The sequence below is a fragment of the Ignatzschineria cameli genome (assembly GCF_003121895.1).
Lineage (GTDB): Bacteria > Pseudomonadota > Gammaproteobacteria > Cardiobacteriales > Wohlfahrtiimonadaceae > Ignatzschineria > Ignatzschineria cameli.
This window is the reverse complement of record NZ_QEWW01000001.1, coordinates 715005-731701: the sequence shown is the minus strand read 5'-3', so window position 1 is coordinate 731701 and position 16697 is coordinate 715005. Positions and strand designations below refer to the sequence as shown.

General features: G+C 39.8%; 14 protein-coding genes. 8 read left to right on the top strand and 6 right to left on the bottom strand.

What is annotated here, in order from left to right:
• The first annotated feature begins 96 nt into the window (after nucleotides 1-96).
• Both mnmE and DC077_RS02840 read left to right on the top strand, forming a co-directional pair.
• A complete protein-coding gene (gene mnmE, locus DC077_RS02845) occupies nucleotides 97-1425 on the top strand; it encodes a tRNA uridine-5-carboxymethylaminomethyl(34) synthesis GTPase MnmE (RefSeq protein WP_109201225.1) in 1329 nt (442 codons plus the stop codon).
• Nucleotides 1426-1618: 193 nt separating this feature from the next.
• Nucleotides 1619-1858 (top strand): DUF3820 family protein, encoded by a 240-nt coding sequence (locus DC077_RS02840; protein WP_109201224.1) that lies wholly within the window; start codon nucleotides 1619-1621, stop codon nucleotides 1856-1858.
• Between the two features lie 185 nt (nucleotides 1859-2043).
• Here the strand turns inward: DC077_RS02840 and DC077_RS02835 are convergent, their stop codons facing one another.
• Together DC077_RS02835 and DC077_RS02830 are read right to left on the bottom strand one after the other, a co-directional pair.
• The gene (locus DC077_RS02835) at nucleotides 2044-2805 is read right to left on the bottom strand and encodes a hypothetical protein (RefSeq protein ID WP_109201223.1); all 762 of its coding nucleotides are present in this window, start codon (nucleotides 2803-2805) and stop codon (nucleotides 2044-2046) included.
• Between the two features lie 428 nt (nucleotides 2806-3233).
• Complete coding sequence (locus DC077_RS02830) at nucleotides 3234-5144, bottom strand: Na/Pi cotransporter family protein (protein ID WP_109201222.1); 1911 nt, start codon at nucleotides 5142-5144, stop codon at nucleotides 3234-3236.
• Between the two features lie 416 nt (nucleotides 5145-5560).
• Here DC077_RS02830 and xerD point away from each other — a divergent pair, with 416 nt between their 5' ends.
• Together xerD and DC077_RS02820 are read left to right on the top strand one after the other, a co-directional pair.
• The gene (gene xerD, locus DC077_RS02825; protein WP_109201221.1) at nucleotides 5561-6460 is read left to right on the top strand and encodes a site-specific tyrosine recombinase XerD; all 900 of its coding nucleotides are present in this window, start codon (nucleotides 5561-5563) and stop codon (nucleotides 6458-6460) included.
• A gap of 272 nt (nucleotides 6461-6732) precedes the next feature.
• Complete coding sequence (locus tag DC077_RS02820; RefSeq protein WP_109201220.1) at nucleotides 6733-7461, top strand: thioredoxin fold domain-containing protein; 729 nt, start codon at nucleotides 6733-6735, stop codon at nucleotides 7459-7461.
• 248 nt (nucleotides 7462-7709) lie between these two features.
• Here DC077_RS02820 and yhbY read toward each other — a convergent pair whose 3' ends face one another.
• Entirely contained in the window at nucleotides 7710-8018 is a 309-nt protein-coding gene (yhbY, locus tag DC077_RS02815) for a ribosome assembly RNA-binding protein YhbY (protein WP_094568243.1), read from the bottom strand.
• On the opposite strand from yhbY, the gene DC077_RS02810 reads away from it, so the two are divergent.
• From DC077_RS02810 to ttcA, 4 genes are all read left to right on the top strand, one after another.
• A complete protein-coding gene (locus DC077_RS02810) occupies nucleotides 8017-8370 on the top strand; it encodes a hypothetical protein (RefSeq protein WP_109201219.1) in 354 nt (117 codons plus the stop codon). The genes yhbY and DC077_RS02810 overlap by 2 nt on opposite strands.
• A 244-nt stretch (nucleotides 8371-8614) precedes the next feature.
• A complete protein-coding gene (rlmE, locus tag DC077_RS02805) occupies nucleotides 8615-9253 on the top strand; it encodes a 23S rRNA (uridine(2552)-2'-O)-methyltransferase RlmE (RefSeq protein WP_109201276.1) in 639 nt (212 codons plus the stop codon).
• 573 nt (nucleotides 9254-9826) lie between these two features.
• Nucleotides 9827-11710, top strand: coding sequence for an ATP-dependent zinc metalloprotease FtsH (gene ftsH / locus DC077_RS02800; protein ID WP_275663866.1), 1884 nt, complete (start codon nucleotides 9827-9829; stop codon nucleotides 11708-11710).
• A 266-nt stretch (nucleotides 11711-11976) separates the two neighbouring features.
• A complete protein-coding gene (ttcA, locus tag DC077_RS02795) occupies nucleotides 11977-12852 on the top strand; it encodes a tRNA 2-thiocytidine(32) synthetase TtcA (protein ID WP_109201217.1) in 876 nt (291 codons plus the stop codon).
• Between the two features lie 280 nt (nucleotides 12853-13132).
• Here the strand turns inward: ttcA and DC077_RS02790 are convergent, their stop codons facing one another.
• The 3 genes from DC077_RS02790 to DC077_RS02780 all read right to left on the bottom strand — a co-directional run bounded on the left by DC077_RS02790 (nucleotide 13133) and on the right by DC077_RS02780 (nucleotide 16590).
• The gene (locus DC077_RS02790; protein WP_109201216.1) at nucleotides 13133-14035 is read right to left on the bottom strand and encodes an AEC family transporter; all 903 of its coding nucleotides are present in this window, start codon (nucleotides 14033-14035) and stop codon (nucleotides 13133-13135) included.
• Nucleotides 14036-14223: 188 nt separating this feature from the next.
• Entirely contained in the window at nucleotides 14224-15402 is a 1179-nt protein-coding gene (nagA, locus tag DC077_RS02785; protein WP_109217820.1) for an N-acetylglucosamine-6-phosphate deacetylase, read from the bottom strand.
• Nucleotides 15403-15570: 168 nt separating this feature from the next.
• On the bottom strand, nucleotides 15571-16590 hold the full coding sequence (locus DC077_RS02780; protein ID WP_109201214.1) for an SIS domain-containing protein: 1020 nt from the start codon (nucleotides 16588-16590) through the stop codon (nucleotides 15571-15573).
• Between the last annotated feature and the right edge of the window lie 107 nt (nucleotides 16591-16697).

Genomic DNA, 16697 nt, shown 5'->3' with positions numbered 1-16697 from the left:
AAGAGGTAATTATTGATGATAACTTACACTAGCTATTGACAGTAACAACTTACAATCCCCTTTATGGGGATTGTTTTTTTATGAGGAACTATAAGAGTGTTAAAAGATCAAACAATTGCAGCTATTGCAACAAGTACCGCGATAGGTGGTATTGGTATTGTGAGAATCTCGGGAAGTGAAGCATTAGAGATTGCTCAAAAGATGACAATACTGAAAGATCTCAAGCCAAGGCATGCCTATTTCTCCCCTTTTCTAGATCGTGATGGGACAACGATTGATGAAGGGGTGGTTCTCTACTATAAAGGACCCAACTCCTTTACGGGAGAAGATGTTATTGAGCTTCAGGGTCATGGTGGTGTGATTGTGCTTAATCGTGTTTTAAATCGAGTATTGGAGCTAGGCGCAACAATGGCACGAAGAGGGGAGTTTTCTGAACGAGCCTTTTTGAATGGAAAACTCGATCTGGTACAAGCTGAAGCGATTCATGATCTTATTGTGAGCCAGAGTGAAGCACAAGCAAAAGCGGCGATGAGCTCTTTAACGGGGAATTTCTCAAAAAGAGTGAATGAGCTATTGGAAGCACTTATCATGATGCGTGTCTATATTGAGGCAGCGATCGATTTTAGTGAAGAAGATATCGACTTTATTTCGGATGGAAATGTAGTTAAAGGACTTACTGAGTTAAATAGTCAGGTCTCTGAACTTCTAAAATCAGCCGGCAATGGTAAAGTTTTAACGGATGGCATTCGAGTTGTTATTGCGGGAAGACCTAATGCCGGAAAATCGAGTCTTCTAAATGCTTTATCGGGGGAAGAAACCGCAATTGTCACTGATATTGAGGGAACCACACGAGATGTATTGCGTGAACAGATTATTTTAGATGGTATGCCTCTCTATGTTATTGATACAGCGGGGTTACGCGAAACGACCGATCAGATCGAGGCGGAGGGTATTAAGCGAGCAAAACAGGAAGCTGCAACTGCCGATTTAGTGCTCTGGATGCATGATGATCGAACACCATTTGAAGGTATTGATGCTGATATTGCAGCGCTCAATATTCCAATTATCACGATACATAATAAGGCAGATCTTTCGGGTAGAGAGATTGGTGCGCATGGAGATTATATTGCGATTAGTGCTAAAGATGGGCAGGGGTTAGAGGCATTAAAAGCGGCAATCTTAAAACAGGTCGGCTTTGAGGCTCAGGAGGGGCTCTTTAGCGCAAGAGAACGACATCTTCAAGCGCTTCGTTCTGTTCTAGAGCACTTCGCTACAGCATTAGCATTGATTGAGGATGAGGTTGCTATTGAGCTTGTAGCTGAAGAGCTTCGTTTAGCACAAATTGCTCTTGGTGAGATTACTGGGGAGTTTAGTTCTGATGCGCTATTAGGGGAGATTTTCTCTAATTTCTGTATAGGTAAATAATGGCAAGCAGTCATAAGCAACCATAAGGAACCATAAGTAGTACAAGTAATAAAAATAGTGGCGTAATGCCGTAAAGTAACATCATCATTATCATTGATGTATAAAATGGCACTATGCCTTCTCTTACAAGTGATGCTACGAATACTCCTAATCCTAATCCTAACTTTAAACTTAACATAAGAGGGAAAGCCTGATGGAGAGTCTTTTGACAGAAGAGAACTTGTTGAAACTCGCAACAGTTAAGATGCCGTTTGGTCGTTATGCAGGAAGGGTCTTGATCGATCTTCCAGAAGAGTATCTTTTATGGTTTAATCGAGCGGATAAAGGTTTTCCAAAAGGAAAGCTAGGTCAGCTGATGCAATTGGCGCTAATGCTAAAAATTGATGGGACCGATGGCTTAATTAAGCGGTTAAAAGCAGGCCACCTCACTTAAAATCTTCTCTGCTTTTAATGATGCAAATAGAGAAGGGGAGAAAGGTCAGGGAATTTAGAGGTAAAAAAGAGAGAGCCATCACTTTTGGGTGATGGCTCTCTTGATTAATTCTATTGCTGTTGATGATTCTTTAACACCTAAGTATATCTATTTAAGAGACTTAAGTTTTAGGCTTTAAGCGCCCATTATTTTACAAGATCACCTACAGATTTTTTAGTCTCTTCTACTGTCTTATTCATCGCATCTTCAGCAGCTTTTTTCATCTCTTCTGCGATTTCAGCAGCAGCCTCTTCAGCAGCCTTTTTAGCTTCTTCTATCTTATCCATGTTGTCGCCTGCTTTCTTTGCGGCGTCAGCTGCAGCTTTTTCTGTTGTTTCAACTGATTTTTCAACTGTTTTCGCAGCTGCTTCTTCAGCTTTTTCAGTTTGCTCTGCAACTTTATCGGTTGCTTCACGTTTTAATTCAGCAGCTTTATCAACCGCTTTTTCGCTCTCTTTCGCTGCTTTATCTGCTACTTCTTCTGCTTTTTTCGCAGCTTTTTCTTCAGCTTCTGCTAATTTTTCTTTAGCTTCATCAACTTTCTCTTCAGCGCTATTAGTAGCTGTTTTTTTAGCTTCTTCAGCAGCCTTTTTTTCTGCCTCAGCTTTCTCAATAGCTGCTTTCTCTACCTTTTTAGCTTCTTCTTCAGCTGCTTTTCTGGTCTCTTCAGCTTGCTCTACTGTTTTTTTCTCAGCTTCTTTAGCTGCTTTCTCTGTAGCTTCTTTCTCTTTTTTAGCTTGCTCAACAACTTCTTTCTCTGCTTTCTTGACCTCTTTTTCAGCTTTTTTTGCAATCTCTTCAGTCTGTTTTACCGCAGCTGCTTTAGGATCTTTTGCTTCATCTGAGCATGCAACAAGACCAGCAAATGCAATTGAACTGATTAAGAGTAATTTTGTAATATTTTTCATATAGTCAAATATCCTTATGTAGAGTGAAAATGTTATCGATTTCGATTATTTGCATTAAATAATTTTAAAATGATAATGTTTAAATGATCTTTAAATATACTTTTAAATATATTTTGATCAAAATGGTAAGCGCTAAATAGCAAAATATTTTATCTCCCAATTATACGGCATTTACACTACAAAAAAAACTGTAGAGAGCAATGATTGACTAAATATAGCTAAATTTTTTTAAATTTCTTTAAAGTATCATCAATTTTATCAGCTTATTTTCTAAGGATAACGCAAATTTCTTGCATAAAAGTGATCTTAATATCATAGAAAATTGCAAGATCATCACTAACATCTTCTCTAATCGATCATGAGTTTTTATAATGCATGTAACTCTTATAGTGGCTCTTTAGAAATCTTAATGATTATCTTTCGAAGCTTTAAAGCTCGCTCTCTTCCATAGTCAAGATATCATCAACCTTTTCGAGAAAAGGCTGATCTTGCAGGGAAATCATCTTGAGAATATTGAAAAGACTCTCAACAATTTGGGCAGAATAGTTTAAGTCATTTAAAATTGAGCTTGTGGTAAAACCATCAATCTCCCCCTTTTTTAGAGCAGAGTAGACATCTGAGCGGAATTGACTCTCAAATTTTCGAGAGTTCTCAATGAGCTCTATTAGCGGAATCTCTTGCAGTTGTGGGTAGAGTAGTGATTTTGGACTTCCCAGCTCCTCTCCAATAGCTTTTATGGAGTCTTTTGATGAGGGCTCATTCTCGCCATAGAAGTGCAATGAATAGATGGTTCGTAAATTATCGACGATATATTGCCGGAGGCGAATATAGAAATTTTGGGCAATACTAGGGTCTCTCGAGAGATAGTATTTAAGATTTTTTTGTAAATGGTGACTGTTTTTAACGGCAGAGACTAATTTAAAAGCGATAATTTGACAGGTAGAGAGAACGCTCTGATATTTCTGCTCATTCTCATTATATTCAATCTTACTAATGAAGGTTAAGAGTTCACTATAGAGATTTTTAATATGTTTGCGATAGAGGAGATCCGCATCGACAGGGTCAAAATCATCATATTGCCTAATCGATTCAGGGGTTACTTCTTTAGCAGATAAGACTTCTGTTTTTAAGAAGAGGATATGGCAAATAACCTCTAAACTCACTTTTGAGAGATAGGTGAGCTCTTGAAGAACCGCCTGAGTTGCTGTTTGAGTTGAAGAGAGGGCATTATCGAGCAGATATTTCGGTGGAGTATACTGAACCTCTACCTCTGTCTCACTATAATCGCCACTAAAGTCTACAATCTGTTTAGGTTCTGGAATGTTGGGGATGATCTTCTCTAAAAGTAGCGCAAGTTTTCCCTTCAACGGCCAAAATAGAAGAAGGCCTATAATATTAAACAGAGTGTAGAAGGCGGCGATTTGAATTAGAGGATCTAAAGCGAACTTTATTGCAAAGAGATTGAGTAACGTGATGATAGGTTTTAATAAAATAAGGACGACAAGGGCCGTTCCGGCATTATAGATCACATGGGATCCTGCTACTCGCATGCCGGAGCGATCACCTCCTAAAAAGCCCAAAATTCCCGTTGCTAAGGCACTGCCAACAATTGCGCCTATTGTTAACGCATATCCTTGAGGCGCATCTATCTGCGCAAGGGCGAGCATCGTTAAGATCAACATAATTGTTGCGTGGCTCGATTGGAGAACGATGGTTAATGCTGTTCCAACTAAGACTAGAATGATAATTCCCATCCACCCATTGAGCTGATAGCTTAAGATATCAAAGTCTTCTGTAAAGCTTGAAAATCCATTTTTTATAAGATCAATTGCCAGCAAAATAAAGGCGACGCCAATTAAAACACGACCGGCAGCTTTAGCTGTTTTCCCGGCGAAAGAGGCGAGAATCCCCATGACAACCATCGGGTATGCAAAGGGCCCTAAACTCACATTTTGTCCTGCTAGTGCTAGAAGCCATATTCCCCCACTTGCTCCTACATTAGCGCCGATAATAATACCGATGCCTGCGGTTAATGTGATTAAGCCAGTGCTAATAAAAGCAATAATAAGAAGGGCGACAACAGTGGTTGACTGAAGGATCAGCGTTGAGCTGATGCCAAAGAGGAGACTTTTAAAGGGAGTCTCTGTTCTTTTGGCTAAAATTCGTTCCAGCCTCCCCCCTGCAAGTTGCTCTAATCCATCTTGCATGCTCTGCATTCCAAAAAGAAAAAAGGCAAGTCCAGCACAAAGCTCAAGCCAATCTCCATTAAGGTAGAAGGAGTAGAGCAGTAGGATAGTAATGACAATGATGCCGATATTTTTGAGTAGTTTTTTGACCACATAGCCTCGCTTAAATAATCATAATCTATTGGTTAATCAATGGACAACTTATCAATTAACGAAAAAAGATGGAATAGTAGATAGACTCTTAAGGGAGTGAGTCAATAGTAGGATGCGTTTAGAGAATGGGCATATATTGTAAATATATCGTAAGCTAATTGTAATTTTGCAAATAGGCACAATTCTCTCTGGCTCTTCTCTTATGAAATAAGCTTATTGAATTAGATTTACTCAGAAAAGAGCATCTGAAAGAGGCTATTATAGAGTATTTATGGAGTATAGTTAATCTATTGCTCAAATTATTAGACCAATCTTGCGATTCCTAGCAAGCCAATATTATCTAGAAATATTATGAAGCGGTATGATATTTTGAGTAGATTGATAACTCGAAGTCAGAAGAGGTGTTAAAGGGTAAAATGGAGTGGTTAGATGATGCTATTGTGATTGAGCGATTTCGTGACTCATTGATCTTTGAAAAAGGGGCAAGTGATCAGACAGATGACTCCTATATTAGAGATCTTAGTAAATTGAGTCGCTATCTTCAGGAGCGCCAATTAAATTTAGTAACTGTGACGGCGGAGGATCTTAATAACTACTTCCAAGATCTTATTGCTGCAGAGGCGAACCCCAGAAGCCTTGCGCGTTACCTCTCCTGCTATAAGCATTTTTATACTTTTCTGCAACTTGAAAAGGTCAATGAGGGGAATCCTGCAGAGAAGATTAAGTTACCTAAATTTCATAAACCGCTCCCTGAGACAATATCACAAGAGGAAGTGATTGCACTTTTAAATGCGCCAGATCGTTCAACAGCCCTCGGTTTGAGAGATTATGCAATGTTAGAGATACTCTACTCCTGCGGTTTCCGGGTAACAGAGCTAATTTCGTTACAATATAGCCAAATTAATTTTGAAGTGGGCTATGTACGTGTTGTTGGAAAGGGAGATAAAGAGCGATTAGTTCCGATTGGTGAGGTCGCCTTAGAGGCGGTTAAGGATTATATCGATCAAGCGCGGCCTCAACTTCTGAAAGGGCGCGCTAGCAATACGCTCTTTGTAAGTAACCGCGGTACCGCGATGTCGCGTCAAGCCTTTTGGTATGTGATAAAAAAATATGTTCAGGAAGTAGGGATTCAAGGAGAGGTATCTCCTCATACTTTACGGCATGCTTTTGCTACACATCTTGTAAATAATGGGGCCGATCTTCGGGTTGTCCAAATTTTGTTAGGGCATAGCAGTCTCTCGACGACACAGATCTATACACATGTCGCTAAAGAGCGTCTCAAGCAATTGCATGCGTTAAATCATCCAAGAGGATAAAGGGGAAAAGTTAGATCGGTAATAGGTCTAATAACGGATCAGTTATAGATCAAAAATATAGGCCAAGGAATCTTCATTAAAAGTGCTTGATCTTTACGATATTCTATTTACATTGTAAGTGAATACGATACACTCTCTACATTATTGTGAAAAAGTGTACTGTTATAAGCATATGAGCATATAAGCATATAAGCAGAAGCAGAGAGTCGTGAAATAGAGCAGGCGCTTTATCACAAAAGAATAAAATTACTAAATATTCACAGAGGCAATTCATGAAAAAATTACTCCTGGTTTCGGCCACTCTATTAGGTTTATCTACAGTTGCAAATGCAGATGCAAACTTACAGCACTTCAATAACTTGATTCAAGGCGTTACGATTGAAGAGGTTCAACCATCAGTCATTGAGGGTCTCTATGAGGTTTTTGTGAAAGAGAGTCCTTATCCGATCTTTCTCTCTAAAGATGGCAAGTATATGTTAGAAGGAAATGCGATTGATCTCGTCAAAGGGATTAATATGAGTGAGAGTTACGCCAATCGCCAAAATAAAGAGAAGATCTCAAAGTTAGATCCAGCAGATATGGTTATTTATCAATCGCCCAAAGAGGAGCATGTTGTAACCGTTTTCACAACAACAGATTGCCCCTATTGTCGCATGTTGCACTCTCAGATTGATGATTATTTAGCGGAAGGAATCACTGTACGTTATGTAGGATTCCCTTATCGTGGACTCAACTCGGAAGGCTATCAAGAGATGGTCTCCGTCTGGTGTGCGGATGATCGTAATAAGGCGTTAGATGAGGCGGTTGCTTTTGCTGATAATCGTGGTGGGGCAAAGCCGAAAGCTACAAGCTGCAAAAACCCTATCGCCGAGCAGTATCAGCTTGCACTAGAGATGGGGGTGCAGGGAACGCCGGCAATTATTTTAGAAGATGGTGCTATCTTGCCGGGATATCTTCCCCCTAAAGAGCTTCGCAAACGAATCGATGCAAGAGATCTATAAAATAGTGTAGATACAATAAAGGTCATCTTTCAATAGTAAGATGACCTTTTCTACTTCTCTTATAGGAGTGATTTAAATAGGTCTTTAATAGATCTAATCTCAGATCCAACTTCAAATCTAGTTTTAAATTTAGCTTTAAAGCTATATCAGCTTTCAATGAATGAGATCACTTAAGATCTATTAAAAAACTTATTTGAAAACCTGTTTATAAAAATCTTCTCAAAATTCACTTCAAATTTATTTGAAATTTATTTGAAATTAAAGAAGATTTTCGGCGCTTCATGATTACGTCTAAAGAGAATAATCATTGCTCCTATTTTTTGAATAAGTGTTGCATTGAGTGCCGTGACGATCTCTTCTGTGATAGACTCTCTCTCTTCACGGTCACGACCAGCGAGTTTAATCTTAATAAGTTCGTGATGTGCAAGCGCTTTATCGGCTTCTTTGATGAAGCTTTCTGTAACGCCTTTATCACCTAAAATAAGCACCGGATCAAGATGATGGGCTTTACCTTTAAGAAATTTGATATGTTCAATTGTGAGTTTAATTTGTGTCATGAGTAATGAAAATAGTTCTCGAAATAAAGAGATTAGCGTATCACATCAAGCCCAGCTTAGTCATCTTTTAAAAAATTTGAAGGTGTTAGCGGTCAGTCTTCTTCTTGCCGGGATTCTTCTGTTAGTGGGAATTCAATTTATGAATTTTTCGCCGGCAGTGGAACTCGGTCTACTCCTCTTTTTTGGTCTTTGTGGCGCACTCTATCTTGTTGGAAGAGGTCGTTCATTCTTGCTGCAATATCAATCGATTGAAGCGAAGATTGAGGCAGAGAGGGTGCGTGAATCAGAAAAAATAGCGCTGAAGCAGGATGAAAGTAAGTGGAAAAGAGATCATCGAAGTAGTGAGAACTGACGATGATAAGGGCAGTAGATCAGTTATAATAGTGATCTACTTCCTGATTAGGTTTAATAGATGGGGCTCAATATGCTAAGGCAGATAGAGATCGGTAGAGAAAGATAGAGGCTGTCAGAATATCACAATATTTGCGGTATACGATTGGTAGAGAAGTAGAAGATCCGATCAAAATCAGAATCAATCAGAATGAATCAGAATGAATCAGAATGAATCAGAATCAATAAGAGTTAAGAAAGAGATTATGGCTAAAAAGAGAAGCGCAAGTAGCACAAGATGGCTCAAAGAGCATATGGATGATGAGTATGTATTACGCTCTAAGCGAGAAGGCTGGAGATCTAGAGCGATCTATAAGCTCCAAGAAATTGATGAGAAAGATCGACTCTTTCGGCCAGGAATGACAGTGGTGGATTTAGGTGCAGCTCCTGGAAGCTGGTCACAATATGCAATGCATCGGGTAGGTGATCATGGGGTTGTTATTGGACTTGACCTCCTTCCGATCGATGCGCTTGCTGGCGTTCACTTTATTCAAGGGGACTTCCGGGAAGATGAGGTCCTCGATGAGCTACTAGAGGTGTTAGATGGACGTTTAGTGGATGTTGTTCTCTCAGATATGGCACCTAATATGAGTGGTATTAAGGGTGTGGATCAGCCGAAGACGATGTACTTACTCGAATTAGCGCTCGACTTTGTTAAAGGTAACTTAAAGCCCGGGGGGGATTTTCTTTTGAAGATTTTCCAAGGAGAAGGTTTCCAAGAATACTATAAAGATCTGCAGAAAAACTTTACAAAAGTTGTGACTCGAAAACCGAAAGCATCCCGAGCAAGAAGTGCAGAGATCTATCTTTTAGCAAAAGGATTTAAGGGAAGAGCTGAGGATTGAAAATATTGGTTCTATCCCCACTACCGATAGAGTGATACCGAAATTGAGGGGGTGATATTTTGGAGTAGTTCTAAAATATTTTTACCCTTTTTCAAGGGTATCTAAAGAAACATTTAAAGAAACATTTAAAGAAATATTTAAAGAAACAACTAAAGAAGTATTTATCGGGTGCTTGAAATGAGAAAAAAAGGCCTCAGATTATGAGGAATTACTCTCAAAGCGTGATAGACTTCTATATTGCTTTTTGGTAAAAAGAGTAGGCAAATCTAAGTGGAATAACTAAGTGCAATAATCGAATAAGTGCAATAATCGAATCTTGAAGTTAGATGGAGTCGGTTTGGCAGACTTAAGATGATGAGAGTATAAGTACTGTATCTAATTGATAAGATCAAACTTGTAACAACTCATCATTAAGTTTAATGATCGTTATTAATTGATTTAATTTTAAGAGATGCTCTTAAAGTTTTATCATTAAAGATTATCGCTATTTGAAGTAGTAGAATAGAGAAGTAGTCAAATAGAATTGTTTACATATTATCAATTGATTTCAACTATAAAATCGAGGTTAGTCTTTTGAAGTACAAGGGAAGAGATATAGCTTTATGGCTTGGAATAGGTATTTTTGTATTTATGCTATTTCAAGGCTTTGGCGGCAGTGGGGGGCGAGAAATCCCCTATTCAGAATTTTTAAAGCAGGTGGAAAATGGGCAGGTGCGAGAAGTTAGTATGAGCGGTCCTGCCAGCGCGAATATTGAAGGAGTAACATCAGACAACGTTCGATTTTCAACCTATAATCCTGAAACGAATAATGGCCCTCTGATTCAGAGTTTGATCGATCATGGTGTTCGTTTTACTGGCAAATCATTGAGAACTCAAGGATTGTTTCTCTCAATCTTCTTGAATTTATTGCCGATTTTACTACTTCTAGGATTCTTCCTCTTTATGATGCGCCAGTCTGGTGGTGGCGGTAAAGGTGGGCCTATGAGCTTTGGTAAGTCGAAAGCAAAAATGTTGACCCAAGATCAGATCAAAACAACATTTGCGGATGTTGCAGGAGCGGATGAGGCGAAGCAGGAAGTTGGTGAGATTGTTGACTTCTTAAGAAATCCAGGTCGATTCCAGAAGTTGGGAGGAAAAATTCCACGAGGAATCTTGATGGTAGGGTCTCCAGGAACAGGTAAAACACTATTGGCAAAAGCTATTGCCGGTGAAGCAAAAGTTCCCTTCTTTACAATCTCTGGTTCTGACTTTATGGAGATGTTTGTTGGGGTGGGTGCTTCTCGTGTTCGCGATATGTTTGAACAAGCGAAGAAGCATGCTCCTTGTATTATCTTTATTGATGAGATTGATGCAGTTGGGCGTCATCGTGGATCGGGTATGGGCGGCGGTCATGATGAGCGTGAGCAGACCCTAAACCAACTACTTGTTGAGATGGATGGGTTTGCTGATAACCAAGGTGTCATTATCATCGCAGCGACGAACAGACCTGATGTTCTTGATCCGGCATTGCTTCGTCCAGGCCGTTTTGATAGACAAGTTGTTGTTCCACTTCCTGATGTAAAAGGGCGCGTTGCGATTCTTAAAGTTCATCTACGTAATGTTCCGGCAAGCAGTGATGTCGATATTGAGCAGATTGCGCGCGGAACTCCTGGCTTCTCCGGTGCAGATCTTGCGAACCTGGTGAATGAGGCGGCACTCTTTGCAGCGCGTAAGAATCAGGATCAGGTAACACTCTATGATCTAGAAGAAGCGAAAGATAAGATTATGATGGGTGCTGCTAGAAGTTCGATGCAGATGACAGATGATGATAAAAAGCTGACAGCTTACCATGAAGCAGGGCATGCTATAGTGGGATATCGCTTGAAGTCTGATCCCGTCTATAAAGTGACCATTATCCCTAGAGGTCGAGCTTTAGGGGTAACGATGACACTTCCCGAGCGTGACCATGTCAGTGTTCCAAGATTATGGCTAGAAAATAAATTAGCAATGGTCTTTGGTGGTCGAATCGCAGAAGAGTTGATCTTCGGCTATGATGCTGTTACGACAGGCGCTGCAAGTGATATTCAGCATGCGACTAATCTTGCGAAGAAGATGGTAACAGAGTGGGGCTTATCTGAAAAAATGGGCTTTATCTCCTACTCAGAAGGGAATGAATCCTACTTAGGAGGTCATTCAGGCCATGCTTCAGGAGTTTCTGATGAGACAGCGCGTCAAATTGATCTTGAAGTAAGAGCGATTATTGATCGTAACTATGCAAGAGCGGTTGAAGTTTTAGAGACTGATATCGACAAGCTTCATAAGATGGCAGAAGTATTGTTAGAGGTTGAAACAATCGATGCTGATCAAGTTGAAGATATCATGGAAGGTCGTCCTGTTCGTGGTCTAGATAAAAAGCATGATGAAGATCCTGCTTCGTTAGATATTAGCGGCCCACCGAAAGTAGATATCATGTCATAATAGCGCATAATCATCGTTCAGATAATTGATACATATCATTTGTCTGCGTCGATAAGATGATGCCAATAAGTTACCTTTAAGAAGAGCTACCCTAAATGGGTAGCTCTTTTATTTGGGGTAAGCTCTATTTTCATTAGGGTGCTTTTCCTTTAGAATAGTGATCTATTTGTCGGGCGCTCTGTTAGATAGAGCATCGAAGCATTAGAAAGAATATAGAGCATATAGTGTATCTAGAAGAATATTGAAATAGGGCATAGTGGAAAGCGATGAGTCAACAGTTTAAAAATATAGGGATTATTACAGAGCTTAAAGCATCAGATAAGGCTCAATCCGACCAGACAAGATCTGAGACACTTTCACTCCAGCAATTACAGAAGCGTCTACGCCATCAAGTAGGAAGAGCTGTGATGGATTATAAGATGATTGAAGAGGGTGATCGTATTATGGTTTGCCTTTCAGGTGGCAAAGACTCTTATACGCTATTAGATCTACTCTTAATTTTGCAGAAGCATGCGCCTATCTCTTTTGAGATATTAGCGGTCAATCTTGATCAGAAACAACCCGGTTTTCCAGAAGAGATATTACCCCAATATTTAGAGAGTATAGGCGTTCCTTACCACATTATTGAGCAGGATACCTATTCTATCGTGACAGAGAAGATCGCCCCTGATAAGACGATGTGTAGTCTCTGTTCCCGTTTACGTCGAGGCTCCCTTTATACCTTTGCTAAGGAGCATGGCTACAATAAAATTGCTCTAGGTCACCATCGTGATGATATTGTTGAGACTCTCTTTATGAATATGTTTTTTGGAGGAACTATGAAAGCAATGCCTCCTAAATTACGTAGTGATGATGCCGATAATATTGTAATTCGGCCATTAAGCTACTGTAGTGAGACGGATATTGCGACCTATGCCGCGATGCGAGAGTTTCCGATTATTCCTTGTAATCTCTGTGGTTCACAAGAAGGATTGCAGCGACAAGAGGTGAAGCGATTGTTGCAACAGTGGGAGCAAGAGGCACCAGGAAGAATTGAGAATATCTTTAGAGCTACTAAAAATATACGTCTCTCCCAATTGTGTGATGCTAATCTATTTGATTTTGCAGAATTTTCTACGAATAGTGAATATGTGAAATCATAAATATACTCATATTCCATTAAGAATAAGATTAAGAATAAGATTAAGAATGGGCTGAGTCTATAAATATAAGGTTAAGGAATAAGGTTAAGGACTTTTATAGCCTTAACCTTAATGGTTTCAATCTTAATGATCTAATGATCTAATGATCTAATGATCTAATGATCTAATGATCTAATGATCTTCTGATGATCGTTATAATTTTATATTAGTACTTCCGCATCGATGGGCAGTTTTGGCCTCTTCTTAACGCCTCTTAATCGAGGTGTTAGAGTGAGATGATTTAGATAATGAGGTAATAGAAGAGCGGCACTGTTAGGAAAGAGATCGGAATTCCAATTGCAGTCATAATCGAGGCAAGCTCTCCATCAAGTCCCCGCTCGAGCGCAATAATTACAGCGATAACCATCGGTGCCATTCCTGCTTGCATCAAGACAATTTGATTGATATAGATATTCGAAGATGCGTAGATAAAGAGCAGGGTCGCCAGTATAAAGAGAGGAAGGATAATCAGTTTAATCGTCAAGCCAATTGTAAGATAGCCAATAAGCTTTCTATTGCGGGGTATTGTTAAGTTAGCACCAACAGAGATCATAGTGAGCGGAGTAATAAGGCTGCCGAGTGATTCTAGAGTGAAGGTGATAAATGATGGGTAGATAAAGGGTTTGAGTAAGAAGGCGAAAAAGAGGGCGATAATGGGGGGATACTTAATTAAAGCGTGTAAATTTTTCCTGATAGAGATCTTCTCACCGCTGTAATAATCAGCGATAAATGCGCCTAAGGTAAAAAGTAGGATAAAGTTTGATTGATCGACCCATAAGGCGATACCAAGATACTCCTCTGTTCCCATCATGGCTTGAATCAGAGGAACTCCAACGAAAGAGGTATTTGCCGTCCCTGCTAAAAGAATCAATGTTCCCGTCGTTATTCGCGACATAGGTACAAATATCTTAATAAGATAGACCAGAACGATGGTGACTAAAAAGAGAATCCATGGCGAGAGTAGTGGAAATAGGGCATCTAAAGAGAAAGATTGTGAATGAACCTTATCGAGTATTAGTGCCGGTAAGGCTACCGTGATTGCAACGCGATTAAGTGAATAGATAAATTCACTTTTACAGCTGATTGTTCGAGTAACGAGTTTACCAATAATAAGGCATGTTAAAATTAATATAATTCCATTCATAAAAAGCTGCCCCGCTTGTTATAGCTTTCGCATCTAATCGAGCAATAGAGAGAGTCTATCAATAATAAGTAGAAGGCGAGATCTCTTCTGCCTCGCGCTCTCTATTACTCTACGCTAATATTGCGTAATCTACTATTTCTTCTAAAAGTCTACCTTTAAAACTTAAACTTGATTCAAGATAGATTAAGTTAAGAGGGGTCAAGGTGATGTTGGGATTCGAAATTGAGTGGTGTAATCATCTCATCACTAAGTAGATTGAGATAACTGGGAGAGCCTTTATGGAGAAAGCCATATCCACGATTGCTCCCCTGATCACTACTATTTTTAGCACTTTGTTGGAGCACTTTTGCCGGAATCGACGTTCCCATCGCAAGGGCTTCTGATAAAGAGATATCAAGTAATTGAATAGCATTGAGGATAGAGCGAGCCATATCGATATGGGCGCCGGCAAGCGTTCCTTGGCTATTTGTAAGACGACCTTGCTCTACATAGATCTGTTGCTCATCTAAGTAGAATGCTTTTTGATCACTGCCGATAGAGCTCATCGCATCGCTAACAAGAAATAACTTCCCTTTAGGTTTGCTCTGATAGGCAAGTTTTACCATTAAAGGATCAACATGAAAGGTATCATTAATGATAGAAGCGTAACTCTCTTTTGATTGGAGGGCGTAACCCGTTGTCGCTGGATTCCGAGAGCTCATTTGAGGCATTGCATTATAGAGGTGGGTAAAACCTTTAACGCCTGCAGCAAGAGCCTCATTTAGTTGATTTGGTGCGCACTCAGTATGTCCTGCAAAAATAATAGCCCCCGATTCTGTAAGTTTTTCTATTATTGTGAGCGGTACCATTTCAGGTGCTAAGGTGATAAGTCGTGGCATTTTTGGATAGTCGCAGATCAAATCGATCATCTCATCACTGAGTAGGCGAATATTGGCAGCTTTATGAATACCTTTACGTTCAGGATTGATCATCGGACCCTCAATATGAATCCCTAACAATCCTGGTACTCCCTGCTTGAGGCCTTCTGCAACAGCTTCTAACCCCTCTCTAATAACCTTATCGGTAGCGGTAATAAGCGTTGGAAGCAGTGCTGCTGTTCCTCTTGTTCTATGAGCCTTTAAAATTTGTTGAATACCTGTGAGATGGGGTGCATCATTAAAGAGAAGGCCGCCTCCTCCATTAACTTGGAGATCAATAAAACCCGGCAGCAGGGTGCCATGATACTCTTTAACTCTGTAATTTGATGGGATTTTGTTAGCAGAAAGGATCTCTTCAACGAGACCATTTTTTAATAAGATGGCTGACTCTTGGTGTAGTTGCTCACCATCAAAGATGGTTGGGGCAACAAGAGCAATATTTTGATTCATGGGTATCGTCAGTTCAATTTTTAGAGGCAAAGATAATTGTTACCGAGGATTATTTTAATCTAGGACCTTTATGGGCAACAATAATATTTTTTCAATGGGCAAAAGGGGAGATCATTTAAAATTTTGATCACCCCTTTCTTTTTTTGTAGAAGGCTTTAAGCGCGCCTGTTATAGGGTTTCAGTGACTTTCTTAAGATTCGGTGGTACATCAGGATCGAGACCACGATGTTTAGAGAGTTTCTCAATAACCCGGTAATAAGCAGTAATTTGAACTAAAGGTTGAAGTAGAGGATGTACTTCTGGAACGGCTAAAGTGTAGTCATCACCCGCTTTTGAGGCAACAGAAAAGACTTGAGCACCATAGCCTTCTAATTTTTTATTGATCTCTAGGCAAGAAGCGCGAGATTGATCTGATCCGATAAAGCTAATAACAGGATACTGAGGAGTAATTAAAGAGACTGAGCCATGAAATATCTCTGATGCCGAGATTCCTTCAGCATGAATCTGGCAGGTCTCTTTAAGTTTAAGAGCCGCTTCGACAGCCGCACTTAATCCGACACCGCGTCCGATAATAAAGAGATCCTTTACATGAGAGAGATGATCGATAAGTGTTGGCCATTCACTATTCACTGCTTCATCGAGGGCCAAAGGAAGATTTAAGAGCGCATCAGCAAGCGCACCATCTTCACTCCATGCAGCAAATATTGCAGCAAATATAGAGAGGCTACCTACAAAGCTCTTTGTTGCTGCGACGCTCTTCTCTTCGCCCGCTTTAATCCCAAAGAGAAAGTCGCACTCTTTAGCTAGTGGAGATTCTTCATCATTAATAATGCCGATCACCTTTGTCCCTTGTGCGCGCATCATTTTGGCAAAAGCGATAAGATCAGGGCTTTTCCCCGATTGTGAGGTGACAATTAAAATAGCATTATCTGTTTTAAGGGGGCGTTGATAGACTGTAGCTAAAGAGGGCGCCGCAACTGAAACCGGAATACCTAAGCCTGTTTCAAAGAGGTATTTGCCATAGATAGAGGCATTGTAGGAGCTACCGCGTCCTAAGGTAATAATTTGGCGGGGTTGCTTCTTCTTAAGATACTCCGCAAGGGCAATTAACGTTGAAGCATTTGCTTCATTTTGATGTTCAATAACATTGGGGATATCTAAAATCTCTTTAGCCATGTAGGTGGACATTGTCTATTCCTTATTTTGCTAAACATTTGTCAGATAGAGGGCTCTCTATCTTATTGTTCTCTATTTAATAGTTCTCTATTCAATAGTTTGAGCAAATGCTTTTTGTA